The sequence below is a fragment of the Vibrio sp. 10N.261.51.F12 genome, from assembly GCF_041471725.1.
Taxonomy (GTDB): Bacteria; Pseudomonadota; Gammaproteobacteria; order Enterobacterales; family Vibrionaceae; genus Vibrio.
In genome coordinates this window covers 38,737-64,843 of the sequence record NZ_JBFROV010000008.1, presented here as the reverse complement: position 1 = coordinate 64,843, position 26,107 = coordinate 38,737, and the positions used below count along the sequence as shown (strand labels likewise).

Below are 26,107 nucleotides of genomic sequence, written 5' to 3'. Positions count from 1 at the left end.
CTCTTTTTTATTACGATAACAATAGCGAATATTTAACGCTTGTCGATAGCACCGCTCGTGTTAATCGCAATCTTACGCGGTTGCATCGCCTCTGGGATCTCTCTTTCAAGATCAACATGCAATAAGCCATTTTCCATGGTTGCACCGATCACTTTCACGTAATCCGCCAATTGGAATTTACGCTCAAAGTTGCGTTCAGCAATACCTTGATAAACATAATTTTTGTTTTCTTCGGCTTGACGCTCTCCACGAACAATCAACATATTCTCTTTTTGAGTAATATCTAAATGCTCATCAGCAAAACCTGCAACGGCCATTGTAATGCGGTAGTTATTCTCATCTTGCTGTTCAATGTTATAAGGAGGGTAACCGCCTGAGGTATTTTTGGAGGTGTTGGCTTCCATTAGATTAAACAAACGGTCAAAGCCAATCGCGTTACGGTATAGGGGTGCAAAATCAACATTTCTCATACTACTATCCTTGCATTAAGCAATAGTCTTAGCCTTGTATTGATACAAGAACTAAGGGATTCAATAGGTCATTCCTCTGTCTTTCTTATACAAGAAACGATCGGGGACATGGCTAAAAATCCAATTTTTATGTGGTGCTAATAGGGACTTTCTCTATTGAGCAAAGTTATCAGCAATATCAGAGGCCCAATCGGTTGGCATCCTCTTCATTAAAAGATATGCGGGTCGAAATGGAAGAATTCAAGGGGAGATCATAAAATCGCTCAATACTAGAAAGTAAAAAACGCCACCCGAAGGTAGCGTTTCTTATTACTTTATCAAGATCGAACGGCAACGATCACCTTTAACAAAGGCTATACGTCTAGGTTCGCAACTTTAAGTGCATTTTCTTCAATAAAGTTACGACGAGGTTCGACTTGGTCACCCATCAGTGTTGTAAACAACTGATCGGCACCTACCGCATCTTCAATGGTCACTTGCATCATACGGCGAGTTTCAGGATCCATTGTGGTTTCCCAAAGTTGCTCAGGGTTCATCTCACCTAGACCTTTGTATCGCTGTAAGCTTAGACCGCGACGAGACTCTTTCACTAACCAGTTCAATGCATCAACAAAGTTTGAAACAGCTTGAGTACGCTCACCACGCTTAATATAAGCGCCTTCTTCAATTAAGCCTTCTAGCGCTTCAGATAGATCCGCTAGTTTACCAAATTCTTTCGAGTTGATGAGGTCAATACTCAATACGTGTTCATACGTCACACCGTGAGTACGAACCACAACCTTCGGTACACTTAGACCAAGTTCTTCATGCTTTTCGACTTCTAGGTGGTATTGGCTCGCACCCGCTTCTTTGGCATTTAACTGCTCAACAAGCTGCTTACCCCATGCTTCAACGGCCGCTTCATCATGACACTGCTCAGCTGTGAGACGAGGTACGTAAATCAACTCATGCACAAGCGCGTGCGGGTAGCGACGGCTCATACGTTCAACCAGCTTAATTGCCGCGTTGTACTGTTGAACTAGCTTCTCTAACGCCTCACCTGCAAACGCTGGGGCTTCAGGGTTAACATGCAATGCCGCATTATCCAGAGCCAATGACACCTGGTATTGGTTCATTGCGTCTTCGTCTTTAATATATTGCTCTTGCTTGCCTTTCTTCACTTTATAAAGTGGTGGCTGGGCAATATAAATATAACCACGCTCGATCAGCTCTGGCATTTGACGATAAAAGAACGTCAAAAGTAGCGTACGGATGTGCGATCCATCCACGTCGGCATCGGTCATGATGATGATGTTGTGATAACGCAGTTTATCTGGGTTATATTCATCACGGCCAATACCACAGCCTAATGCGGTAATCAGTGTTGCCACTTCTTGAGAAGACAACATCTTGTCAAAGCGTGCTTTCTCAACGTTTAGGATTTTACCTTTCAGCGGTAAAATTGCTTGGTTTTTACGGTTACGCCCCTGCTTGGCAGATCCGCCAGCAGAGTCCCCTTCCACAATGTATAGTTCAGACAATGCAGGGTCTTTTTCTTGGCAATCGGCAAGTTTACCTGGCAAACCTGCTAAATCTAACGCGCCTTTACGACGAGTCATTTCACGAGCTTTACGAGCGGCATCACGAGCACGTGCTGCATCAATAATTTTTGAGCAAACAATTTTTGCTTCACCTGGGTTCTCAGCTAAGAACTCAGACAGTTTTTCGTTCATCGCAGACTCAACCGCAGACTTCACTTCGGAAGACACCAGTTTATCTTTGGTTTGGCTTGAGAACTTAGGATCAGGTACTTTCACAGAAACAATCGCGGTCAAACCTTCACGAGCATCATCGCCAGATGTCGATGTTTTGGCTTTCTTAGAAAAGCCCTCTTTATCCATAAAGGTATTAAGCGTGCGTGTTAGCGCTGAACGGAAACCCGCTAAGTGAGTACCACCATCACGTTGAGGAATGTTGTTAGTGAAACAGTAGATGTTCTCTTGATAGCCATCATTCCATTGCATTGCAACTTCAACAGTAATGCCATCTTCACGTTCAAAATCGAAGTGGAAGATTTTTTGAATGATAGGTGTTTTATTGGTATTGAGGTGCTCAACAAACGCTTGAATACCACCTTCAAACTCGAAGTGGTCCATTTTGTCTTCTTCGCGCTCATCAACAAGCTTGATAGACACACCCGAATTCAAGAATGACAGCTCACGAAGACGCTTCGCTAGAATGTCATAATGGAATTGAATATTGGTAAACGTCTCTTCACTTGGCCAGAAACGAATCTCTGTACCCGTTTTATCCGTATCACCCACTACTGCTAACGGCGCTTGAGGCTCACCATGGTGATAGGTTTGAGAATGAACTTTGCCACCACGTAAAATGGTCAGCGTCACTTTTTTCGACAGTGCGTTTACTACAGAAACACCAACACCGTGCAGACCACCCGATACCTTGTATGAGTTGTCATCAAACTTACCACCCGCGTGAAGTACCGTCATAATAACTTCAGCAGCAGACACTTGTTCTTCTGGGTGCAACTCAGTTGGAATACCACGGCCATCATCACGAACAGAAACCGAGCTGTCCTCATGAATGGTCACAATGATGTCTTTACAGTGACCAGCTAACGCTTCATCAATTGAGTTGTCAACCACCTCAAAAACCATGTGGTGCAGACCGGTTCCATCGTCCGTGTCGCCGATGTACATTCCTGGACGCTTACGTACTGCATCCAGACCCTTTAGTACTTTAATACTCGATGAATCGTAATTTTCTGACATGAGTTTCTCTCACTATTTACCTGGTTCTATTGTGCCATGTTCCACATGAAACATCTTGCCATTTTCGTCAACCATGTCGGTAACTTGGCTTTCTGTAATAGAACTTACAAAAACTTGAGCCTTTGTCTGTTTTAAGTAATCCGCTAAGCGTTTACGACGAAGACTATCTAATTCTGAAGCAAAGTCATCTATCAAGTAGATGCATTGCTTTCCCGTTAATTCTGCTAAATGCTGACCTTGAGCTAAGCGCAAGGCGCACATCATTAATTTCAACTGGCCGCGTGATAACACATCTTCAACCGGCGTATTGTTGACCTTGATCCGAAGATCCGCTTTGTTAGGTCCACTGAAGGTATAACCCAAGGCTTGATCACGCTCGAAGCTTCGCTCTAAGAGTTCACTGTAAGGTGTCTCTTTTTCCCAGCCTCGGTAATAACCGAGCTTAATTTCTAGCTCTGGTAAAAACGACTGACACATTGCTTCTGCGAGTGGTTGCATCTGATCAATGTACACTCGTCGCCAGTCATCAATTTGTGTGGCCAATTGGGCTAGATCTTTATCCCAATAATGCATCTCACGGTAGCTAGAGGCCGACTTTAACAATGCGTTACGTTGTTTATTCAGGCGTTTAAACCGCCCCCATACTTCGTGAAAGCCAGGCTGAGAATGAAACACACCCCAATCGATAAATGCTCGCCTAAACTTAGGACCATCAGTCAAAAGTTCAAAGCCTTCGGGGTGAATCAACTGCAACGGCAAAACCTTGGCGAGCTGCGCGAGCTTTTGCCCAGATTGACCGCCTATTTTAACCTCTGTTGACCCATCGCGCTGCTTATTAATACCAATCGGTATCTCAAATTGATCCGAGTTCAAAAAACGACCATGAACAAACAGCTCTTGGCAGTCATTTTGAATCACTCGTCCCGTTAAAGTACTTTTAAAAGAGCGTCCATGACCGAGCAGATATATCGCTTCTAGCAGGCTAGTTTTGCCACTACCATTCGGGCCGATAATAAAGTTAAAGCCTGTTGATAGTTCAATATCACAGGCTTTAATATTGCGAAACTGCTGTACGATTAGACGCGAAAGCGACATAAAGCGATGCTCATATTAGAGACGGATTGGCATCACCACATACATGGCGCTTTCATCTTCACTGTTCTCAATCAAAGCACTCGCATTCGCGTTCGACATCGAAATACGAATCTGATTACAACGAAGACTATTTAGGACATCTAATACATAAGAGACATTGAAACCAATCTCAAGCGCATCGCCTTGAAATTCAACATCCAACACCTCTTCCGCTTCTTCTTGTTCAGGGTTATTGGCGGTAATTCGCATTTCACCGCCTTCAAGATTGACACGAACCCCTCTAAACTTTTCATTCGATAAAATAGCCGCACGCGAGAAAGCCTGGCGCAACTCGCTACAATCGGCCTCGAGTGTCTTATCGGTATTTTGTGGTAAAACACGACGATAATCAGGGAATCGACCATCGACAAGTTTCGATGTGAACACAAAGTTGTTCACTTCAGCTCTAATATTTGAACTGCCAATTTGCAATGTCACGGGTTGTTCAGGAGCATCAAGTAGCTTAGATAATTCTTGAACGCCTTTACGAGGAACAATAATCTGTTGATTTTCAAAACTGCCCTCTAAACCCACGGTCGCTACGGCCATACGGTGACCGTCAGTCGCGACAGAACGTAATGTCGTATCGTCGAGTTCAAACAGCATACCGTTAAGGTAATAGCGCACATCTTGGTTTGCCATTGAGAACTGTGTTTTCTCAATCAAAGATTTAAGCTCAGCCTGAGTAACGGTTACCGCCACTTCTTGCTGCCAGTCTTCGATATTAGGAAAATCGCTCGCAGGCAATGTCGTCAATGAAAAACGGCTGCGTCCTGAACGTAATTGAACGCGATCACCTTCTAATACAATCGTAATCATTGCGTCATCAGGAAGACCACGACAGATATCAAGGAACTTTCGAGAAGGCACCGTGACGCTACCTGCTTCAAAATCACTTTCTAACGTTACTTTGCTTATCAGCTCGACTTCGAGGTCGGTGGCGGTAATAGAAAGCACGCCATCTGCGACTTTTAGCAGTAAGTTACCTAAAATAGGCAAAGTGGGTCTACCACCCAATGCACCGGAGACTTGCTGCAAGGGCTTGAGGAGGTGGTTACGCTCGATAGTAAATTTCATAGATAACTCTTCGTAAAGATGGCAATCCATGCCACTTATATTCGAAATACAATAGTTTGATGCTAATTATAGTGATTCTGACACTATTAGGAAGAAAGTGTACGAATTAAGTTAGAGTAATCTTCCTTAATATCGTGGCTTTCTTCTCGAAGCTGGGCAATTTTACGACAGGCATGAAGCACAGTCGTGTGGTCACGGCCACCAAACGCATCACCGATTTCTGGCAAGCTATGGTTCGTGAGCTCTTTAGCCAAGGCCATCGCAAGTTGACGCGGGCGTGCAACCGAACGAGAGCGACGCTTAGACAGTAAGTCCGCTACCTTAATTTTGTAATACTCAGCCACTGTTTTTTGAATGTTATCGATCGTGACCAACTTCTCTTGAAGTGCCAGTAGATCACGCAAGGCTTCACGAACAAAATCGATGGTGATTGGACGACCAGTAAAGTTGGCATTGGCGATAACTCGATTCAGTGCCCCTTCAAGCTCACGAACATTGGAGCGAAGACGCTTAGCAATAAAGAACGCCACTTCATCCGCAAGGTGAATTTGATGGTCTTCTGCCTTCTTCATTAAGATCGCAACACGAGTCTCAAGTTCCGGTGGCTCAATTGCTACCGTCAAACCCCAACCAAACCGAGACTTAAGTCGATCTTCTACCCCATTAATCTCTTTAGGATAACGATCTGATGTCAGGATGATCTGCTGGTTACCTTCGAGCAGTGCATTAAAGGTATGGAAGAACTCTTCTTGCGAGCGCTCTTTGTTGGCAAAAAATTGAATATCATCAATGAGCAAGGCATCAACGCTGCGGTAATAGCGCTTAAACTCTTCAATGGCGTTATTTTGTAACGCTTTCACCATATCTTGAACAAAACGTTCCGAATGCATATAAATCACTTTTGCATCCGGCTTGTTGTCTATGATTGCGTTACCAACGGCGTGCAGTAAGTGCGTTTTACCAAGGCCCGTGCCACCATAAAGGAACAGTGGATTATACGCAGCACCTGGATTATCCGCGACTTGACGAGCGGCAGCCAAACCAAGTTGGTTCGACTTACCCTCAACAAAATTATTGAACTTATGTTTGATGTTCACATTCGAGCGATGGTTGATATCAGCAACTTCAACCTCGTTGTCCCATACTTTGTGAACCGGTCTTCTTGCCTGCATTCGCGCTGGAGCAGAAGACTCAGCAGCCACATCGGCGGCGGTTTTGACTGGCTTGGGTGGTGGTGGCGCAGATACTCGGCGACTTCCAACCTCCAAACGCAATGTCGGCACGTCATTACCACAATATTCCTGCAGTAAGCGATTAATGCTATTGAGATATCGGTCTTTGACCCAATCGAGTACAAAACGATTTGGGGCAAATAGAGTTAAAGTGTTGTCATTAAGCTCAGCTTGCAGTGGTCTAACCCACATGCTGAATTCGGTAGCTGGTAGCTCTTCTTGTAGTTGTTGCATGCATTGCAACCAAAGCGAAGATGACACGTTGCGCTCACTCTATTTATTTGAATTGGAAAAGACTGCTAATTTTACCTGTTGATAACCAAGATCGCCAGTAATTGATCGAGCTTCCAGTGAATAAGATCGAAGTTATTCACACTTTTTCGGCTTCTTTTCCGCGGATCCACACAATTTGCCCTTATTTTACTCACACAGTCATACACAAAGTGAGGATCTACCCACAATTTCTCACTATGATCTAAGTTGTGTATAGATCAGTGATCAATCTGTCATCAGCTTAATAATCAAAAACCAGACAATGGCGAAGGCTTCACCGTTCAACCACGAGTTTGTTATGGTTAATAACAACTAGTTATTTAACTTATCGACAGCTTTACCAGTAACATCTCACTCTATAAATATAAGGAGTAGTAAAATGAAAAACTGGATTAAAGGCGCATTGACCGCCTTAGCGCTTTCTGCAACAGTATCTCAAGCAGCTTATGCTGCAACCCAAGAAGTTAAAGTCGGTATGTCTGGTCGCTACTTCCCTTTTACTTTTGTTAAACAAGATAAACTGCAAGGTTTTGAAGTCGATTTATGGGACGAGATTGCGCGACGTAACGATTATAATGTCGAATACGTAACCGCCAGTTTTTCCGGCCTCTTTGGGTTATTAGATACCGGCCGCATCGATACCATTTCAAACCAAATAACCATTACCGATGAGCGAAAAGCCAAATTCCTATTTGCAGACCCGTATGTCGTTGATGGTGCTCAGATTACGGTTCGTAAAGGTAATGATAGCATTCAAGGTATTGACGATTTAGCAGGCAAAACGGTTGCCGTTAACCTAGGCTCAAACTTTGAACAATTGCTTCGTAGCTACGATAAAGATGAAAAAATCAACATCAAAACCTACGACACTGGAATCGAACATGATGTTGCTCTCGGTCGCGCTGACGCATTTGTCATGGACCGCCTATCTGCACTCGAGTTAATTAAAAAAACAGGTCTCCCTCTACAATTAGCAGGCGAACCGTTTGAAACCATCGAAAACGCTTGGCCTTTCGTCAATAACGAAAAAGGATTAGCGCTTCAACAAGATGTGAACACAGCATTGGCGGCAATGCGCGCTGATGGCACATTAGCTTCAATCTCTGAAAAGTGGTTTGGTGCCGATATCACTAAAAAGTAAGTGATCACTATTAATGCGCCCACTACTCTTATCAGTAGTGGGCGTTTATTTTTTTAAGTTTTGGATACGTTATGGGATTTGATTTTCAATACATGCTAGACCTATTGCCGATACTATTTAAGTACCTCGGTACCACGATGGAAATGGCAATATGGGGCTTGTTTTTTTCACTGATTCTGTCAGTCATACTGGCCAATATCCGTGTATTTAAAATCCCGGTGCTCGATCAACTTAGTCAGTTATACATCAGCTTTTTTCGCGGCACACCACTCTTAGTACAACTATTCCTGCTTTACTATGGGCTCCCTCAGGTGTTCCCATGGATGGTGGGCCTCAATGCGTTTAGCGCCGCCGTTATTGGCCTCACATTACATTTTGCCGCTTATATGGCCGAGAGTATTCGCGCTGCCATTATTGGTATTGATCGCAGTCAGATGGAAGCAAGCTTGTCGGTCGGTATGACGAAAAGCCAAGCGATGCGTCGTATCATCTTGCCACAAGCGACTCGAGTCGCGCTGCCGTCGTTGATGAACTACTTCATCGATATGATCAAATCCACATCGCTCGCGTTCACGTTAGGGGTAGCGGAGATCATGGCAAAAGCACAAATGGAGGCCTCATCAAGTTTTCGATTTTTCGAAGCCTTCTTAGCGGTCGCACTCATCTATTGGGGCGTAGTGTTAGTACTCACTCGTGTTCAAGTATGGGCGGAGAAAAGACTCAATAAGGCATATCAACGATGATTAAACTTAACAATATACATAAAAGCTTTGGTGACACAGAGGTGTTGAAAGGCATCGATATCGACATCAAACAAGGTGAGATTATTGTGGTCATTGGTTCCAGTGGCACAGGCAAGTCAACGCTATTACGCTGCGTTAACTTTCTTGAAGAAGCTGACCAAGGCATTATTACCATCGATGACGTAACGGTTAATTGTCAGAATCATACCAAAGCCGAAGTGCTCGCACTTAGACGCAAAACAGGCTTTGTTTTCCAAAACTACGCTTTGTTTGCACACATGACAGCGAAACAAAATATTGCTGAAGGTCTAATTACAGTCAAAGGCTGGAAAAAAGACAAGGCACTGCAACGCGCCCAACAAATCTTGGATGATATTGGTCTTGGTGATAAGGGCGAGCAATACCCCGCCTCCCTCTCTGGTGGTCAACAACAGCGAGTCGGTATTGGTCGAGCGATGGCACTGCAGCCAGAATTATTGCTGTTCGATGAGCCTACCTCGGCATTGGATCCAGAATGGGTTAACGAAGTATTAAGTTTAATGAAAAAACTCGCCACTCAACATCAAACCATGTTAGTGGTCACTCACGAGATGCAATTTGCCCGCGAAGTCGCTGATAAAGTGATCTTTATGGCCGATGGTCACATCATAGAACAAGGCTCACCAGAGCAAATTTTTAACGATCCACAGGATATACAGTTAAAAAAATTCTTAAATCAGGTCGGGATCGAATAAGGATCCTTGCGCTCTGGCTCACAAAACGTATAATCCGCCGACCGGAATTGAAATTGAACTGATTATTGACTCTTTGAGTCACAGTGATTACAATTCCGCCTCTTTGTTGAGAGGCGTCGGATTTCCTCTTTATTTATAGAGAAGGGTATTTCTCCCACGCCGGGTTCAACGAGAACCTAAAACTACTGATCAGTAAAGGTAATAACCATGTCTAAACGCACTTTTCAACCTTCAGTTCTAAAGCGCAAGCGTACCCACGGTTTCCGTGCACGCATGGCGACTAAGAACGGTCGTAAAACAATTAATGCACGTCGTGCAAAAGGCCGTGCGCGTCTATCAAAATAATTGACTATTTTGACTAAGAAGCACGCCTTTATTCGGGAGTTACGTTTGTTAACTCCCGAGCATTATCAAAACGTATTTAAGCAAGCTCATCGAGCCGGCTCCCCTCATTTCACCATCATTGCTCGTAAAAACTCTCTTTCACACCCTCGTCTCGGTCTTGCGGTTCCTAAAAAGCAGATAAAAACAGCTGTCGCTAGAAACCACTTTAAACGACTTGCTCGTGAAAGCTTTCGTAACAAACAACATGAGCTTCCAAATAAAGATTTTGTTGTAATTGCTAAGAAGAGTGCTCAAACTCTAAGCAATGATGAAATGTTCCAACTTCTCGATAAACTATGGCATCGCCTGTCTCGCCCTTCACGTGGTTAGCTATCGGACTTGTCTATCTTTATAGATGGACCATTAGTCCCCTAATCGGACCTCGCTGTCGGTTTACTCCAACGTGTTCCCGTTACGCCATAGAAGCTCTACAAGCTCACGGTTTTGTAAAAGGGTGTTGGTTATCTGGCAAACGTCTATTAAGATGTCATCCTTTGAATGAAGGGGGATACGACCCCATTCCACCAGCCCAAAAACAAGACAGAGATAAATAACGATGGATTCTCAACGTAATATTCTGTTAATCGGCTTGGCGTTAGTTTCTTTTTTGCTATTTAACCAATGGCAATCATACAAGAACCCAGCACCAGTTCCGACACAGCAGACTCAAGGTACTAACCTACCTGCACCGTCTTTCGCTGACGAGCATGATCCAGCACCTGGTCATACTGCAGCTGCAGAGAAAATCATCACAGTGAAAACTGATGTGCTAACACTTGGCATCAATACGATCGGTGGCGATGTAGTAACCGCAAATCTTAATGAATATGCGATTGAGCAAGATTCTGCCGATTCGTTTGAACTACTAAAAGATGACCAAGGTCATCAATTTATCGCACAAAGCGGTCTTGTTGGGCCTCAAGGTATCGATTTAAGTAGTACCGATCGTCCGGCGTATAATGTTTCAACAGAAAATCTTACGCTACAAGATGGCCAAGACGAACTTCGTATCCCTATGACGTTTACTGCCAATGGTATTAACTATGTTAAGACCTTCGTCCTTAAGCGCGGTAGCTACGCTGTTGATGTTGAATACGACGTTGATAACCAATCTGGTCAAAACGCCACATTTGGTATGTACGCTCACCTGAGACAAAATGTTCAGGACAAGGGCGGCAGCATCACAATGCCAACTTATAATGGCGGCGCGTACTCCACTCAGGATACTCGCTACAAAAAATACAGCTTTGATGACATGCAAGATCGTAACTTGTCTCTAAACCTGACCGACGGTCAAGGTTGGGCAGCAATGATCCAGCATTACTTCGCAGCAGCGTGGATCCCACGTGAAGCACCGGGCACTAACCTCTATACTCGTGTGATTGGCAACCTAGGCGATATTGGTGTTCGTATGCCAAATCAAACTATCGGAAATGGCCAAACTGCAACGCTTAAAGCAACGCTTTGGGCGGGTCCAAAACTACAAGACCAAATGGCAGCAACCGCGCCAAACCTTGACCTTGTAGTGGATTACGGTTGGTTATGGTTTATCGCAAAACCGCTTCATACATTACTTTCGTTTATTCAAGGTATTGTCGTGAACTGGGGTCTAGCGATCATCTGCTTAACCTTCATTGTTCGTGGTGCAATGTATCCACTAACGAAAGCACAATACACATCAATGGCAAAAATGCGCATGCTACAGCCTAAGCTGCAAGCAATGCGTGAGCGTATTGGCGACGACCGTCAACGTATGAGCCAAGAAATGATGGAGCTCTATAAGAAAGAGAAAGTTAACCCACTTGGTGGTTGTCTTCCGATTATCTTACAGATGCCGATCTTCATTTCATTGTATTGGGCACTAATGGAATCTGTTGAGCTACGTCACTCGCCATTTTTTGGCTGGATTACTGACCTTTCAGCTCAAGACCCGTACTACATCCTTCCTCTACTGATGGGTGCAAGTATGTTCATGATTCAAAAAATGAGCCCAACAACGGTTACTGACCCAATGCAGCAGAAGATCATGACCTTTATGCCGGTTATGTTTACCTTCTTCTTCCTTTGGTTCCCATCCGGTCTTGTTCTTTACTGGTTGGTATCAAACGTTGTTACGCTTATCCAGCAAACACTGATTTATCGTGCTCTGGAAAAGAAAGGATTACACACTAAGTAATCTGAACGAAGCAATTCAAATAAAAGGCGACCTTAAGGGTCGCCTTTTTTCGTCTCCATGATTACAATTTGGCTAACGTATTGCGATTAAGGCAAAACCAATGACAACAGACACTATCGTGGCACAAGCCACTGCACCCGGCCGTGGTGGCGTCGGTATAATCCGCGTATCAGGCCCCAATGCCTCTCAAGTCGCTCTTGAGGTTACGGGCCGAGCATTAAAGCCACGTTACGCTGAATACCTGGCATTCAAGTCTGACGATGGCACCGAGCTCGATCAAGGTATCGCGCTTTACTTCCCCAATCCGCACTCGTTTACTGGCGAAGACGTACTTGAGCTACAAGGCCACGGTGGCCCAGTCGTCATGGATATGTTGATTAAGCGAATCTTGTTAATACCCGGCGTTCGACCAGCAAGACCCGGTGAGTTTTCTGAACGCGCCTTTATGAACGACAAGATGGATCTGACACAAGCAGAGGCCATTGCTGATCTCATTGATGCCAGCTCTGAAGAAGCCGCGAAATCAGCCTTGCAATCGCTTCAGGGCGAGTTTTCTAAACGTATTAATGTGCTGGTGGATTCACTCATCCACCTCCGTATTTATGTTGAGGCTGCGATTGATTTTCCAGAAGAAGAAATCGACTTTCTCGCCGATGGTAAAGTATCGAAAGCGCTACAAGCTATTATCGATAACCTAGAAGCGGTACGCAAAGAAGCAAACCAAGGTGCCATCATGCGAGAAGGCATGAAAGTGGTGATCGCCGGTCGTCCAAATGCCGGCAAATCAAGCCTGCTCAATGCCTTGTCAGGTAAGCAATCTGCGATTGTCACCGACATCGCCGGCACAACAAGAGATGTGCTTAGAGAGCATATTCATATCGATGGAATGCCCCTGCATATCATTGATACTGCAGGCTTACGCGAAGCCTCAGATGAGGTAGAAAAGATTGGTATTGAACGAGCATGGGAAGAAATAACCCAGGCCGATCGCGTGCTCTTTATGGTTGATGGCACGACGACGGATGCCACCGACCCAAAAGAAATTTGGCCTGACTTTATCGACCGACTCCCTGCGTCTATTGGTATTACCGTCATTCGCAATAAAGTCGATGAAACCAATGAAGCGCTCGGCATTTGCCACGTCAATGCCCCTACCCTTATTCGTCTTTCTGCACGAACGGGTGAAGGGGTTAACGCTTTACGAGACCACTTAAAGTCTATCATGGGCTTTTCTGGCGCAAACGAGGGTGGCTTTATGGCTCGCCGTCGCCATCTTGATGCATTGGAACGCGCCGCAGAACATTTGGATATTGGTCAACAACAACTTGAAGGCTATATGGCTGGCGAAATTTTAGCGGAAGAGCTCAGAATCACCCAACAACACCTTAATGAGATTACTGGTGAGTTCAATTCAGATGACCTGCTCGGTCGTATTTTCTCATCATTTTGTATTGGTAAATAAGGACATCAAATGATCCACATCATCACAGGCAGTACACTTGGCGGCGCAGAGTATGTCGGCGATCACCTAAGCGACCTACTCCAAGAAAAAGGGCTACAAACCACGATCCATAATCAGCCACAAATAGCAGAAATAGAAGCCAATGATATTTGGCTCATCATCACTTCGACGCATGGAGCAGGAGATTACCCGGATAATATTCAGCCCTTTATTGCCGGATTACAAAATACGCCACCACGCATGTCATCAGTAAAATACGCGGTCATTGCTATTGGAGACTCCAGTTACGATACTTTCTGCGCCGCTGGTAAACATGCGTTTGAGCTACTCGAAGACATTGGCGCAACACCGATCACCGATTGCTTAGAAATCGATATCCTAAGCGATCAAGTTCCTGAAGACACTGCCGAAGCCTGGCTCAACCAAAACCTCAATAAATTCCAATAAAAAGAAGCGGCCTTGGCCGCTTTTTCTCTAATTGTGTATAACTTCCCTTCTTTATTTATCCATTTTCTCAGCAAATAACAAAAAATTTCTGTGGATAAAACATGATCTTTCCAGTGTAAAACCTATATTTATCCAAATAGTAACTTTATCGCCAGGATCGACCTGTGCATAAGTAGCCATTTTGATCCCAGCTAATACAGAACCAGATCAACGAAAGATCACAAGAATCGATCTTAAAAAGATCCATGGTTTTGTTGATCATTTTCCACTTATCCACAGAAATGGTCGATCCTAATAATAGATCTAATAAAAGATCATATATATAGATCCTTATTTAATAGTACTTATTCCTTTGATCCGAAAATTGTGAAAAGCGATGTTCTCGCCACAAGAAAAGCGGTAGAATACGTCTCCTTTTGGAAAGTCTACTTTGTCGATTGAATACTGAGGTCGGTTCATGCTTTATCACGAAACATTTGATGTCATCATTGTCGGTGGCGGACATGCAGGAACGGAAGCCGCACTCGCATCTGCCCGCACAGGGCAAAAAACTCTTTTACTGACTCACAATATCGATACCTTGGGGCAGATGTCATGTAACCCCGCAATTGGCGGTATTGGTAAGGGACACTTAGTCAAAGAGGTCGATGCTATGGGTGGTTTGATGGCAAATGCTATCGATCATTCAGGTATTCAATTTCGAACCTTAAACGCTTCAAAGGGCCCAGCGGTTAGAGCTACAAGGGCTCAAGCGGATCGCGCTCTTTACAAAGCTTATGTTCGTAGCGCTCTCGAAAACACACCGAATTTGACGTTGTTTCAACAGTCGGTGGATGACTTAATTGTCGAAAATGATCAAATACGTGGCGTTGTGACTGAAATGGGTTTGAAGTTTCATTCTCAAGCGGTCGTATTAACCGTTGGTACATTCCTCGGCGGTAAGATCCACATTGGAATGGAAAGCTCATCTGGTGGCCGTATGGGGGATCAACCTTCCATCGCGCTCGCGGATCGATTGCGTGATTTGCCGTTCAGAGTCGATCGCCTTAAAACCGGCACTCCTCCTCGAATTGATGCTCGTAGCGTTGACTTATCTGCGCTAGAAACTCAACACGGTGATAACCCAACACCTGTATTTTCATTTGTTGGTAAGCGTGAACAGCATCCGACTCAAATACCATGTTTTATTACGCATACCAATGAAAAAACACATGATGTTATTCGAGCTAACCTTGACCGCAGCCCTATGTATGCTGGTGTGATTGAAGGTATTGGACCGCGTTACTGTCCTTCGATTGAAGATAAAGTCATGCGTTTTGCTGATAAAAATAGTCATCAAATCTTCATCGAGCCTGAAGGACTGACGACGCATGAATTATACCCAAATGGCATTTCTACAAGTTTGCCGTTTGATGTACAAATCCAGATTGTGCGTTCAATGAAAGGTTTTGAAAATGCTCATATTGTGCGCCCTGGCTATGCCATTGAGTATGATTTCTTTGATCCTAGAGATTTAAAGCAAACCTACGAAACCAAATTTATCCAAGGTTTGTTCTTTGCAGGACAAATTAATGGCACAACCGGTTATGAAGAAGCGGCCGCACAAGGTTTAATGGCCGGCCTCAATGCCAGTTTATTTAGCCAAGGCAAAGAAGGTTGGAGCCCTCGTCGTGACCAAGCCTATATGGGCGTATTGATTGATGATTTATCAACAATGGGCACGAAAGAACCCTACCGTATGTTTACGTCTCGTGCGGAATATCGTTTGTTGTTGCGTGAAGACAATGCCGATATGCGCCTCACGGAGCAAGCAAGAAATCTAGGCCTTGTCGACGACAATCGTTGGCAGCGTTTTAATGAAAAAATGGAAAACCTCACCACAGAACGTCAGCGCTTGAAAGAAACTTGGGTTAACCCAAAATCTGAAGGTATTGATGCGTTAAATAACTTGTTGAAGTCGCCAATATCTCGAGAAGCAAGCGGTGAAGATCTGTTGAGAAGACCTGAGATCACCTATTCGTTGCTGACATCGCTTGACGCGTTCTCACCAGCCATTGAAGATCAACAAGCCGCAGAGCAAGTTGAGATCCAAGTGAAGTACGAGGGGTATATTCAAAGGCAGCAAGATGAGATCACCAAAGCTATGCGCCATGAAAATACCGTGATTCCAGATAACATTGATTACAGCGATGTGAGTGGTTTATCTAACGAAGTGGTGGCGAAACTGACAGAAGCTAAACCTGAAACGGTTGGCATTGCTTCACGCATTTCAGGTATTACTCCGGCGGCAATCTCAATTATTCTTGTTTACCTCAAGAAGCAAGGCTTACTTAAAAAAGGCGAAGCGGCGTGAGCGCATTACTAACTAAATTAGAACAATTAATATCAGAAACATCTTTGCAAGTTTCTGATATTCAAAAAAAACAACTTGTCGCTTATGTTGAACTACTGCATAAATGGAATAAGGCATATAACCTAACCTCGGTTCGTCAACCTGAAGATATGTTAGTGAAACATATCTTAGATAGTATCGTGGTTGGTGAGCATATTGTAGGTGAGCGCTTTATTGATGTCGGTACGGGACCTGGACTGCCAGGTGTCCCTCTTGCCATCATGCACCCTAACAAAACGTTTGTTTTACTTGATAGTTTGGGGAAACGGATTCGTTTCATCAAACAGGTCGTTCATGAGTTAGGTATCAAAAACGTCACCGCTGTACAGTCTCGCGTAGAAGAGTTTGACCCTGAAGGTGGGTTCGACGGCGTGTTAAGTCGAGCGTTTGCTTCTATGACCGATATGGTTAATTGGTGTGAACATTTGCCCAAAGAGACGTCAGGACGCTTCTATGCGCTTAAAGGTCAGGTACATGAACAAGAAGTTTCTGACCTACCTGAGTGGTGTTCTGTGACCGATATCAAACCTTTGCAAGTTCCTGAGTTAGAAGGTGACCGTCATCTTGTAATCTTGTCCAAACAGGGATGATGGAGAAGTTGTCGTGGGAAAAATTGTCGCTATCGCTAACCAAAAAGGTGGCGTAGGAAAAACAACTACATGTATTAATCTGGCGGCATCAATGGCTGCCACTAAGCGCAAAGTGTTGGTGATCGACTTAGATCCTCAAGGCAATGCTACAATGGCGAGTGGCGTAGACAAGTACCAAATCGAAACAACTGCTTACGATTTGTTAGTTGATGAGCTTCCTTTTGAACAAGTAGTCTGTAAGCACACATCCGGCCAGTACGACTTGATTGCGGCTAATGGTGACGTTACCGCGGCTGAAATCAAATTGATGGAAGTATTTGCTAGAGAAGTGCGTCTAAAACATGCACTTGCACCAATCCGCGATAACTATGATTTCATCTTTATCGATTGTCCTCCCTCTCTCAACCTACTTACAATTAACGCGATGGCAGCGGCAGATTCAGTTCTGGTACCGATGCAATGTGAGTATTTTGCGTTAGAGGGCCTAACCGCACTAATGGATACCATTAGTAAGTTAGCAGCCGTGGTGAATGAAAACCTCAAAATTGAAGGTTTACTGAGAACCATGTATGACCCACGCAATCGATTATCGAATGAGGTGTCCGATCAATTAAAAAAACACTTCGGTGATAAAGTGTACCGGACTGTCATCCCTAGGAATGTTCGACTCGCAGAAGCCCCTAGTCATGGTAAGCCAGCAATGTATTACGATAAGTATTCGGCTGGAGCTAAGGCTTACCTCGCCCTGGCGGGCGAGATGCTGAGACGTGAAGAAACACTGGTATAACACTCTTAAGGGAATTTGATTGAATGTCTAAACGTGGTTTAGGAAAAGGACTCGATGCGCTGCTGTCAACGAGCTCTATGGCAAGAGAAAAACAGCAAGTCGCCAGTCAAAGCCAATCACTTTCTTCTGATGGTGATCTAACGGATTTACCCATTAATAGTCTGAAGCCAGGTGTTTATCAGCCTCGCAAAGACATGGCGCCTGAAGCACTCGAAGAGCTTGCAGCATCGATTCAATCTCAAGGTATTATTCAGCCTATCGTGGTGCGTCAGGTCGATCACGAACAGTATGAGATTATTGCCGGTGAACGGCGCTGGCGGGCAGCCAGACAAGCAGGACTAAAGCGCGTGCCTTGCATTATTAAAAATGTGCAAGACAAAGCCGCGATAGCCATGGCGTTGATTGAGAATATTCAACGTGAAGACTTAAATGCCATTGAAGAAGCTCAAGCACTAGAGCGCCTTCAAGATGAGTTTGAACTGACGCATCAACAAGTCGCAGAGGTTATCGGTAAATCTCGTACTGCCGTAACGAATTTATTGCGACTTAATCAACTCGAACAGCCGGTTAAAGCGCTAGTAGAGAATAAACACATTGATATGGGACACGCGAGGGCGCTATTGGCTCTTGAAGGTGAAGTGCAATGTGAAGCTGCGGATACGGTCGCAAAGAAGAATCTGACAGTGCGTCAGACAGAAGCTTTAGTTAAAAAATGCTTAAAACCGAACGTTTCAGATGATAAACAGTCAGAAGATAGTGCAGCACAAGAAATATCGCTGCGTTTGAGTGAAAAGCTTGGAGCAAAGGTACTTTTGACTAGAAATGCAAGTGGAAAAGCGAAAGTAACGATAAGTCTTGATGAGCCTCACAAATTAGAGCAACTTATTGCCAAGCTTGAAAGCTAAATGAGATAATTGATATACATCAAATATCTTACCGTTATTTTTTATGAAAGAAATTTGATATCGATCAATTGTATGACAATTGATTTTATGCGAAAGTTATTTGTATTACAATTGGTTTTTTGTGCGAAAGTTATGCTTTTGTGAATAAAGTGCGTTTTTTTGATGCGCTTTGATTGCAAATACTTTGTTGGAACGTATAATTTTTGCGAATCTCGCGGCGCAATATCTATTGCGTGTTGCGAATATAATAAAGGTAAAGAATACATGGTAGCAGTGCTAGCTAAACCAGGACGAGAGCTCGCAAAGCGATTGTTGCTGATTCAAGTGTGCGCGGTTACGTTTGTAGCTGTTGGAATGACAGTTGCCGTAAATGCTGAGTGGGGAATTTCAGCGCTGATTGGAGGTGGCATTTTTGTTATCGCCAATGCAACATTTGCGTTTTGTGCATTTCTGTTTAGTGGGGCTCGTGCTGCTCAAAAGGTAGCCGCGTCGTTCTATGCAGGAGCTGCATTGAAAATCCTCATTACGGCGGCTCTATTTTCAATCGCTTACATGTATATTCAGGTGGAAGTACTTCCCTTGAATTTCACATTTTTACTGGCTCTCTTAATTAACCTTATGGCACCAGTAATTGTCGTTAACAACAAAAAATAGGATGAGTTATGGCTGCGCCAGGTGAAGCGCTAACATCGGCCGGATACATATCTCACCACTTAACTAACCTTTCGTTAGGAAGTTTAGGCTTAGTGGAGGAGACGAGTTTCTGGAACGTACATATCGATAGCCTGTTTTTTTCTGTGTTGACTGGACTGATATTCTTAGGAGTATTTCGCTCAGTTGCTAAGAAAGCAACAGCTGGTGTGCCGGGCAAGCTGCAGTGTTTTGTTGAAATGGTCGTTGAATTCGTTGACGAAAACGTCAAAGAAACGTTTCATGGACGCAATGCGCTTATAGCACCTTTAGCACTAACTATCTTCTGTTGGGTATTTTTAATGAACGTCATGGATTTAGTTCCAATTGACTTCTTACCATACACAGCAGAGCAGATGGGCATCCCTTATATGAAAGTGGTTCCTTCTGCAGATGTCAATATCACCATGGCTATGGCGTTAGGTGTTTTTGCTCTGATGATTTATTACAGCATCAAAGTAAAAGGACCAGTAACGTTCATCAAGGAATTGACGCTACACCCATTTAACAATCCAATCATGATTCCATTTAACATGCTTATCGAGGTTGTGTCTTTGCTTTCGAAGCCACTATCACTAGGTATGCGTTTGTTTGGTAACATGTTTGCGGGTGAGGTTGTCTTCATTCTTTGTGCTGCAATGCTACCGTGGTATTTACAATGGATGGGCTCATTACCATGGGCAATATTCCATATTCTAGTTATTCTGATCCAAGCTTTCGTGTTCATGATGTTAACAATTGTTTATCTATCAATGGCTCACGAAGACAGTGATCACTAATTATTTAATTAACGCTTTTTATTTGGCCAACTTTAAGCCAACAACTATAAATTGGAGATAGTAATGGAAACTTTACTGAGCTTTTCTGCAATCGCCGTAGGTATCATGATCGGTATGGCAGCATTTGGTACGGCGATCGGCTTCGGTCTTTTGGGTGGTAAATTCCTTGAGGGCGCAGCTCGTCAACCTGAAATGGCTCCGATGCTTCAAGTTAAGATGTTTATCATCGCTGGTCTACTTGATGCGGTTCCTATGATCGGTGTGGTTATCGCACTGCTATTCACATTCGCGAACCCATTCGTTGGTCAGCTAGGTTAATCAGCCTTTCTCAGACAGGTTTTGGACTTGTCACCTGATTAATTTTAGCTCGTCAATGAAACTTTAGAGGGGTAGCTGTTGTGAATATGAACGCAACTCTGCTAGGTCAAGCAATCTCATTCGCCATGTTTGTTTGGTTCTGCATGAAATATGTATGGCCACCAATTATGAATGCGATTGAAGAGCGTCAGAAAAAAATTGCTGACGGTCTTATGGCAGCTGAAAGAGCTGCAAAGGACTTGGATCTAGCTCAAGCCAACGCTTCTGACCAAATGAAAGAAGCGAAGCGCACTGCAACTGAGATCATTGAGCAGGCAAATAAGCGTAAAGCACAAATTGTTGATGAAGCTCGTGAAGAAGCTCTGACTGAACGTCAGAACATCTTGACGCAAGCGGATGCAGAAATTGAAGCTGAACGTAACCGTGCCCGCGATGAGCTGCGCAAACAAGTTGCAACTCTGGCTGTAGCTGGTGCTGAGAAAATCCTTGAGCGCAGTATCGATAAAGATGCGCAAAAAGATATTCTTGATAACATTACTGCAAAACTTTAGAGCGAGGGGCGAACATGTCTGAACTGACAACAATTGCACGCCCCTATGCTAAAGCAGCCTTTGACTTTGCGGTGGAAAAGAATGCACTAGACCAATGGGTCGATATGCTAACTTTCGCCGCTGAAATCGCGAGTAATGAAAATATTGCAGACCTGCTGTCAGGTTCTGTGACTGCGAATAAAATTGCAGATATTTTTATCACTGTTGGCGGTGAACAGTTTGATGAATTTGGCCAAAACTTAGTAAAAGTGATGGCTGAAAATGGTCGATTAGCAGTATTGCCTGCTGTGTTAGTTGAGTTTGTTGTGCTGAAAAAACAGCACGAAAAACTCATCGATGTAGATGTTGTGTCTGCAAGCGAGCTAACCAACGAGCAAACCGCAGAGATCAGCAGCAAACTTGAAACACGCTTTGAGCGTAAAGTTAAGCTGAATTGCAGTGTAGATGAGACCCTACTTGGTGGGGTTATTATTCGAGCCGGAGATCTTGTAATTGATAACTCAGCACGCGGTCGTTTGAACCGCCTGAGTGATGCAATGCAGTCTTGATGGGGATGGAGCATGCAACTTAATTCCACAGAAATTAGCGACCTAATCAAGCAACGTATCGAATCGTTCGACGTTGTAAGTGAAGCTCGTAATGAAGGTACTATCGTTTCGGTAAGCGATGGTATCATTCGCATCCACGGCCTAGCGGACGTGATGCAAGGCGAAATGATTGAACTACCGGGTGGCTGTTACGCACTTGCACTTAACCTCGAGCGTGACTCGGTTGGTGCGGTAGTAATGGGACCATATGCCAACCTTAGAGAAGGCATGAAAGTAACCGGAACTGGTCGTATTCTTGAAGTACCAGTTGGTCCTGAAATGCTTGGTCGTGTTGTTAACACACTAGGTGAGCCGATTGACGGTAAAGGTCCAATTGAAGCGAAGCTTACTTCACCAGTAGAAGTGATTGCACCTGGCGTAATTGACCGTAAATCGGTCGATCAACCAGTACAAACCGGCTATAAGTCTGTTGACTCAATGATCCCAATCGGTCGTGGTCAACGTGAACTTATCATCGGTGACCGTCAGATTGGTAAAACAGCCTTGGCGATCGACTCAATCATTAACCAGAAAGATTCTGGTATCTTCTCTATCTATGTAGCGATTGGCCAAAAGGCATCAACAATTGCAAACGTAGTACGCAAACTGGAAGAGCATGGCGCGCTAGCAAACACAGTTGTGGTTGTTGCGTCGGCATCTGAATCTGCTGCACTTCAATACCTGGCTCCATACTCAGGTTGTGCAATGGGTGAGTACTTCCGTGACCGTGGTGAAGATGCACTGATTGTTTATGATGACTTATCTAAGCAAGCCGTCGCTTACCGTCAGATCTCTCTACTATTGAAACGTCCACCTGGCCGTGAGGCTTTCCCTGGTGATGTATTCTACCTTCACTCTCGTCTTCTAGAGCGTGCAGCTCGTGTAAGCGAAGAGTACGTAGAGCGTTTCACAAACGGTGAAGTAAAAGGTAAGACTGGTTCTTTGACCGCTCTTCCTATTATCGAAACCCAAGCTGGTGATGTATCTGCATTCGTACCGACAAACGTAATCTCGATTACTGATGGTCAGATCTTCCTACAAACTGAAGCATTCAACTCGGGCGTACGCCCTGCCGTTGACCCTGGTATTTCAGTTTCTCGTGTAGGTGGTGCAGCTCAGACTAAGATTATCAAGAAGCTATCGGGTGGTATTCGTACTGCACTAGCGGCTTATCGTGAGCTAGCGGCGTTTGCTCAGTTCTCATCTGATCTAGATGAAGCAACTAAGCGTCAGCTAAACCACGGTCAAAAAGTTACTGAGCTAATGAAGCAGAAGCAATACGCTCCTATGTCAGTATTTGACCAAGCGCTAGTGATCTTTGCGGCGGAACGTGGTTACTTGGAAGATGTAGAAATCAATAAGATTCTAGACTTCGAAGCTGCGTTACTATCGTACGCTCAAATCCAGTATGCTGATCTTATTACAGAGATCAACACAACGGGTGCTTACAATAAAGAAATCGAAGCGCAGCTGAAAACGCTGACGGACGATTTCAAAGCAACCCAGACTTGGTAATTAGTGGGTGACCTTTTGGTCACCGCTTATGGAGAGTAACGATGGCCGGCGCAAAAGAGATACGTAATAAAATCGGTAGTGTGAAGAGCACTCAGAAAATTACGAAAGCGATGGAAATGGTAGCAGCTTCAAAAATGCGTCGTTCGCAAGAACTGCGCGAAGCTTCTCGTCCATACGCTGAAACTATGCGTAAAGTGATCGGTCATTTGGCAAACGCAAATCTAGAGTACCAACATCCGTACCTAGAAGAGCGTGAAGCCAAGCGTGTTGGTTACGTCATTATTTCTACCGACCGTGGTTTGTGTGGCGGTTTGAACATTAACTTGTTCAAAAAAACCGTCCTTGAACTTAAGGATTGGAAAGAGAAAGGTGCTGAGATTGAGCTGGCAGTAATAGGCTCAAAAGCAACAGCATTTTTCAATAACAGCGGCGCAAAAGTAGCGGCACAGGTCTCTGGTCTGGGCGATAGCCCAAGCTTAGAAGAGCTAATCGGTACGGTTGGCGTTATGCTGAAGAAATATGACGACGGCGAATTAGATCGCCTGTATGTAGTGTATAACCACTTTGTTAACACTATGGTACAGGAACCAACGATCGATCAATTGCTACCTTTGCCTAAATCAGACAGCGAAGAAATGCAGCGTGAACATTCTTGGGGCTACATTTATGAGCCAGAGCCTAAACCATTACTAGATGCACTATTGCTTCGTTATATCGAATCTCAAGTGTATCAAGGTGTGGTAGAGAACCTTGCCAGTGAGCAAGCGGCTCGAATGATTGCAATGAAAGCTGCAACAGACAATGCGAGCAACCTGATTGATGACTTAGAGCTTGTGTACAACAAGGCGCGTCAAGCGGCGATTACACAAGAGCTGTCAGAAATCGTTTCAGGTGCATCTGCGGTTTAGCTTAGGTAAAACGAAATAGATAGAGGATTAACGATGGCTACAGGTAAGATCGTACAGATCATCGGTGCGGTAGTCGACGTAGAGTTCCCACAGAGCGATGTTCCTAATATATATGACGCTCTGAACGTAAATGAATCAAAAGAACGTCTTGTTCTTGAAGTTCAGCAACAGCTAGGCGGTGGCGTAGTTCGTTGTATCGTAATGGGTAGCTCTGATGGTTTACGTCGTGGTTTGACAGTTGAGAATTCTGGCGCTCCAATCTCAGTTCCAGTCGGTACTAAGACCCTAGGTCGTATCATGAACGTCCTTGGTGACGCGATTGATGAGTGTGGCGAGATCGGTGCAGAAGAAAGTTATGCAATTCACCGTAGTGCACCAAGCTATGAAGAGCAATCTAGCGAAACTTCGCTTCTCGAAACGGGTGTAAAAGTCATCGACTTGATCTGCCCATTCGCGAAGGGTGGTAAAGTTGGTTTGTTTGGTGGTGCTGGTGTAGGTAAGACCGTCAACATGATGGAACTTATCAACAACATCGCACTACAACACTCAGGCTTATCAGTATTTGCTGGTGTAGGTGAGCGTACTCGTGAAGGTAACGATTTCTACTTTGAGATGCAGGAAGCAGGCGTTGTAAACGTTAAAAACCCTGAAGAATCTAAAGTAGCAATGGTTTACGGCCAAATGAACGAGCCACCAGGAAACCGTTTACGTGTTGCCCTGACTGGTTTGACAATGGCTGAGCGATTCCGTGATGAAGGTCGTGATGTACTACTGTTTATCGATAACATTTATCGTTATACCCTTGCGGGAACAGAAGTATCGGCACTTCTAGGTCGTATGCCATCAGCGGTAGGTTATCAGCCAACTCTTGCAGAAGAGATGGGTGTATTACAAGAGCGTATTGCATCAACGAAATCAGGCTCGATCACTTCGATTCAAGCGGTATACGTACCAGCGGATGACTTGACGGATCCATCACCAGCAACAACGTTTGCTCACTTGGATGCGACAGTTACGCTAAACCGTAGTATTGCTGCAATGGGTTTGTACCCTGCAATCGACCCACTTGATTCTTCATCTCGTCAACTTGACCCACTTGTTGTTGGTCAAGAGCACTATGATGTGGCTCGTGGTGTTCAGCAAACGCTTCAGCGTTATAAAGAGCTGAAAGATATCATTGCGATTCTTGGTATGGACGAGCTTTCTGAAGAAGATAAGCAACTTGTATCTCGTGCTCGTAAGATTGAACGTTTCCTAACTCAGCCTTATCACGTAGCTGAAGTATTTACTGGCGACCCTGGCATCTATGTACCTCTTACAGAGACGTTGCGTGGATTCAAGGGCTTACTAGCTGGTGACTACGATGACATTCCAGAGCAAGCGTTTATGTACTGCGGTACTATCGACGATGCTATCGAGAATGCTAAGAAGCTATAAGGCTAAATAGGAGGCGATATGGCAGCAATAACCTTTCACCTAGATGTAGTCAGCGCTGAGAAAAAGCTTTTCTCAGGTCGTGTTGAGACATTTCAGGTGTCCGGTAGCGAAGGTGAGCTTGGTATTTTCCATGGTCATACGCCGCTGCTGACCGCTATTCAGCCTGGTATGGTGCGTATCGTTAAACAGCACGGCCACGAAGAGTTCATTTATGTCTCGGGTGGTATTGTTGAAGTTCAGCCTGGTACAGCGACTGTACTGGCTGATACTGCAATTCGTGCTGAAGAGCTAGACGCAGCAAAGGCAGAAGAAGCCAAACGCAAAGCTGAAGAGAGTATTTCTAATCAGCATGGCGACATGGACTTCGCACAAGCGGCCAGTGAATTGGCTAAGGCCATTGCTCAGCTTCGAGTGATCGAACTGACAAAAAGACGTCGCTAATTTCGATTAGCCACGATGAGAAAGGCGACCGATTGGTCGCCTTTTTGCTTTATATGCAACGGCCTTGTATGCAGCCGCTATATATGCACTTTCTAATATACGTTGTTGTTTTGCGTATTCAACTACGTTATATGACTAGTTTTAATACTTAAAGCAAAAATGT

27 protein-coding genes are annotated in these 26,107 nt (G+C 44.4%); 22 read left to right on the top strand and 5 right to left on the bottom strand.

Going from position 1 to position 26,107, the window contains the following annotated elements; translation table 11 throughout:
- Positions 1–32: 32 nt before the first annotated feature.
- From AB4405_RS04695 to dnaA, 5 genes are all read right to left on the bottom strand, one after another.
- A complete protein-coding gene (locus tag AB4405_RS04695) occupies positions 33–470 on the bottom strand; it encodes an Hsp20 family protein (RefSeq protein ID WP_372059831.1) in 438 nt (145 codons plus the stop codon).
- A 353-nt stretch (positions 471–823) separates the two neighbouring features.
- Positions 824–3,241 carry a DNA topoisomerase (ATP-hydrolyzing) subunit B gene (gene gyrB, locus AB4405_RS04690; RefSeq protein ID WP_102470002.1) on the bottom strand — a complete coding sequence of 806 codons (2,418 nt, stop codon included), beginning with the start codon at positions 3,239–3,241 and terminating at the stop codon, positions 824–826.
- 12 nt (positions 3,242–3,253) lie between these two features.
- Positions 3,254–4,336 carry a DNA replication/repair protein RecF gene (gene recF, locus AB4405_RS04685; RefSeq protein WP_372059830.1) on the bottom strand — a complete coding sequence of 361 codons (1,083 nt, stop codon included), beginning with the start codon at positions 4,334–4,336 and terminating at the stop codon, positions 3,254–3,256.
- 15 nt (positions 4,337–4,351) lie between these two features.
- Positions 4,352–5,452: a DNA polymerase III subunit beta gene (dnaN, locus tag AB4405_RS04680; protein ID WP_102470004.1), complete on the bottom strand. Its 1,101-nt coding sequence runs from the start codon at positions 5,450–5,452 to the stop codon at positions 4,352–4,354.
- Positions 5,453–5,538: 86 nt separating this feature from the next.
- The gene (gene dnaA / locus AB4405_RS04675) at positions 5,539–6,945 is read right to left on the bottom strand and encodes a chromosomal replication initiator protein DnaA (protein ID WP_102470005.1); all 1,407 of its coding nucleotides are present in this window, start codon (positions 6,943–6,945) and stop codon (positions 5,539–5,541) included.
- 391 nt (positions 6,946–7,336) lie between these two features.
- On the opposite strand from dnaA, the gene AB4405_RS04670 reads away from it, so the two are divergent.
- The 22 genes from AB4405_RS04670 (at position 7,337) to AB4405_RS04565 (ending at position 25,944) form a co-directional block, all read left to right on the top strand.
- Complete coding sequence (locus tag AB4405_RS04670) at positions 7,337–8,098, top strand: amino acid ABC transporter substrate-binding protein (RefSeq protein ID WP_102470006.1); 762 nt, start codon at positions 7,337–7,339, stop codon at positions 8,096–8,098.
- A gap of 71 nt (positions 8,099–8,169) precedes the next feature.
- Positions 8,170–8,841, top strand: a complete 672-nt coding sequence (locus tag AB4405_RS04665) for an amino acid ABC transporter permease (protein WP_102470007.1) — start codon at positions 8,170–8,172, stop codon at positions 8,839–8,841.
- Positions 8,838–9,575, top strand: a complete 738-nt coding sequence (locus AB4405_RS04660) for an amino acid ABC transporter ATP-binding protein (RefSeq protein ID WP_102470008.1) — start codon at positions 8,838–8,840, stop codon at positions 9,573–9,575. Before AB4405_RS04665 ends, AB4405_RS04660 begins: the two co-directional genes overlap by 4 nt.
- Before the next feature lie 207 nt (positions 9,576–9,782).
- Positions 9,783–9,920, top strand: coding sequence for a 50S ribosomal protein L34 (rpmH, locus tag AB4405_RS04655; RefSeq protein WP_102470009.1), 138 nt, complete (start codon positions 9,783–9,785; stop codon positions 9,918–9,920).
- Positions 9,921–9,965: 45 nt separating this feature from the next.
- A complete protein-coding gene (gene rnpA, locus AB4405_RS04650; RefSeq protein ID WP_241903179.1) occupies positions 9,966–10,289 on the top strand; it encodes a ribonuclease P protein component in 324 nt (107 codons plus the stop codon).
- Positions 10,256–10,513 carry a membrane protein insertion efficiency factor YidD gene (gene yidD, locus AB4405_RS04645; RefSeq protein ID WP_102470010.1) on the top strand — a complete coding sequence of 86 codons (258 nt, stop codon included), beginning with the start codon at positions 10,256–10,258 and terminating at the stop codon, positions 10,511–10,513. Before rnpA ends, yidD begins: the two co-directional genes overlap by 34 nt.
- A 2-nt stretch (positions 10,514–10,515) precedes the next feature.
- A complete protein-coding gene (gene yidC, locus AB4405_RS04640; RefSeq protein ID WP_372059829.1) occupies positions 10,516–12,135 on the top strand; it encodes a membrane protein insertase YidC in 1,620 nt (539 codons plus the stop codon).
- A gap of 100 nt (positions 12,136–12,235) precedes the next feature.
- A complete protein-coding gene (gene mnmE, locus AB4405_RS04635) occupies positions 12,236–13,597 on the top strand; it encodes a tRNA uridine-5-carboxymethylaminomethyl(34) synthesis GTPase MnmE (RefSeq protein WP_102470012.1) in 1,362 nt (453 codons plus the stop codon).
- 9 nt (positions 13,598–13,606) lie between these two features.
- Complete coding sequence (mioC, locus tag AB4405_RS04630; protein ID WP_372059828.1) at positions 13,607–14,044, top strand: FMN-binding protein MioC; 438 nt, start codon at positions 13,607–13,609, stop codon at positions 14,042–14,044.
- A gap of 457 nt (positions 14,045–14,501) precedes the next feature.
- Complete coding sequence (gene mnmG, locus AB4405_RS04625) at positions 14,502–16,397, top strand: tRNA uridine-5-carboxymethylaminomethyl(34) synthesis enzyme MnmG (protein ID WP_372059827.1); 1,896 nt, start codon at positions 14,502–14,504, stop codon at positions 16,395–16,397.
- The gene (gene rsmG, locus AB4405_RS04620) at positions 16,394–17,026 is read left to right on the top strand and encodes a 16S rRNA (guanine(527)-N(7))-methyltransferase RsmG (RefSeq protein ID WP_102470015.1); all 633 of its coding nucleotides are present in this window, start codon (positions 16,394–16,396) and stop codon (positions 17,024–17,026) included. Before mnmG ends, rsmG begins: the two co-directional genes overlap by 4 nt.
- A 13-nt stretch (positions 17,027–17,039) precedes the next feature.
- Positions 17,040–17,813 carry a ParA family protein gene (locus AB4405_RS04615; protein WP_102470016.1) on the top strand — a complete coding sequence of 258 codons (774 nt, stop codon included), beginning with the start codon at positions 17,040–17,042 and terminating at the stop codon, positions 17,811–17,813.
- Between the two features lie 23 nt (positions 17,814–17,836).
- A complete protein-coding gene (locus AB4405_RS04610) occupies positions 17,837–18,718 on the top strand; it encodes a ParB/RepB/Spo0J family partition protein (RefSeq protein ID WP_102470017.1) in 882 nt (293 codons plus the stop codon).
- Positions 18,719–18,982: 264 nt separating this feature from the next.
- Positions 18,983–19,372 carry a F0F1 ATP synthase subunit I gene (locus AB4405_RS04605; protein WP_102470062.1) on the top strand — a complete coding sequence of 130 codons (390 nt, stop codon included), beginning with the start codon at positions 18,983–18,985 and terminating at the stop codon, positions 19,370–19,372.
- A gap of 8 nt (positions 19,373–19,380) precedes the next feature.
- Entirely contained in the window at positions 19,381–20,187 is an 807-nt protein-coding gene (gene atpB, locus AB4405_RS04600; protein ID WP_102470018.1) for a F0F1 ATP synthase subunit A, read from the top strand.
- A gap of 63 nt (positions 20,188–20,250) precedes the next feature.
- Positions 20,251–20,505 (top strand): F0F1 ATP synthase subunit C, encoded by a 255-nt coding sequence (gene atpE, locus AB4405_RS04595; RefSeq protein ID WP_102470019.1) that lies wholly within the window; start codon positions 20,251–20,253, stop codon positions 20,503–20,505.
- 80 nt (positions 20,506–20,585) lie between these two features.
- Complete coding sequence (gene atpF, locus AB4405_RS04590) at positions 20,586–21,056, top strand: F0F1 ATP synthase subunit B (RefSeq protein ID WP_102470020.1); 471 nt, start codon at positions 20,586–20,588, stop codon at positions 21,054–21,056.
- A gap of 14 nt (positions 21,057–21,070) precedes the next feature.
- Positions 21,071–21,604 (top strand): F0F1 ATP synthase subunit delta, encoded by a 534-nt coding sequence (atpH, locus tag AB4405_RS04585; protein WP_102470021.1) that lies wholly within the window; start codon positions 21,071–21,073, stop codon positions 21,602–21,604.
- 12 nt (positions 21,605–21,616) lie between these two features.
- The gene (atpA, locus tag AB4405_RS04580) at positions 21,617–23,158 is read left to right on the top strand and encodes a F0F1 ATP synthase subunit alpha (protein ID WP_102470022.1); all 1,542 of its coding nucleotides are present in this window, start codon (positions 21,617–21,619) and stop codon (positions 23,156–23,158) included.
- 41 nt (positions 23,159–23,199) lie between these two features.
- The gene (gene atpG, locus AB4405_RS04575; RefSeq protein ID WP_102470023.1) at positions 23,200–24,066 is read left to right on the top strand and encodes a F0F1 ATP synthase subunit gamma; all 867 of its coding nucleotides are present in this window, start codon (positions 23,200–23,202) and stop codon (positions 24,064–24,066) included.
- 33 nt (positions 24,067–24,099) lie between these two features.
- Entirely contained in the window at positions 24,100–25,503 is a 1,404-nt protein-coding gene (atpD, locus tag AB4405_RS04570; protein WP_102470024.1) for a F0F1 ATP synthase subunit beta, read from the top strand.
- Between the two features lie 18 nt (positions 25,504–25,521).
- Positions 25,522–25,944 carry a F0F1 ATP synthase subunit epsilon gene (locus AB4405_RS04565; protein ID WP_102470025.1) on the top strand — a complete coding sequence of 141 codons (423 nt, stop codon included), beginning with the start codon at positions 25,522–25,524 and terminating at the stop codon, positions 25,942–25,944.
- The last annotated feature ends 163 nt before the right edge of the window (positions 25,945–26,107 follow it).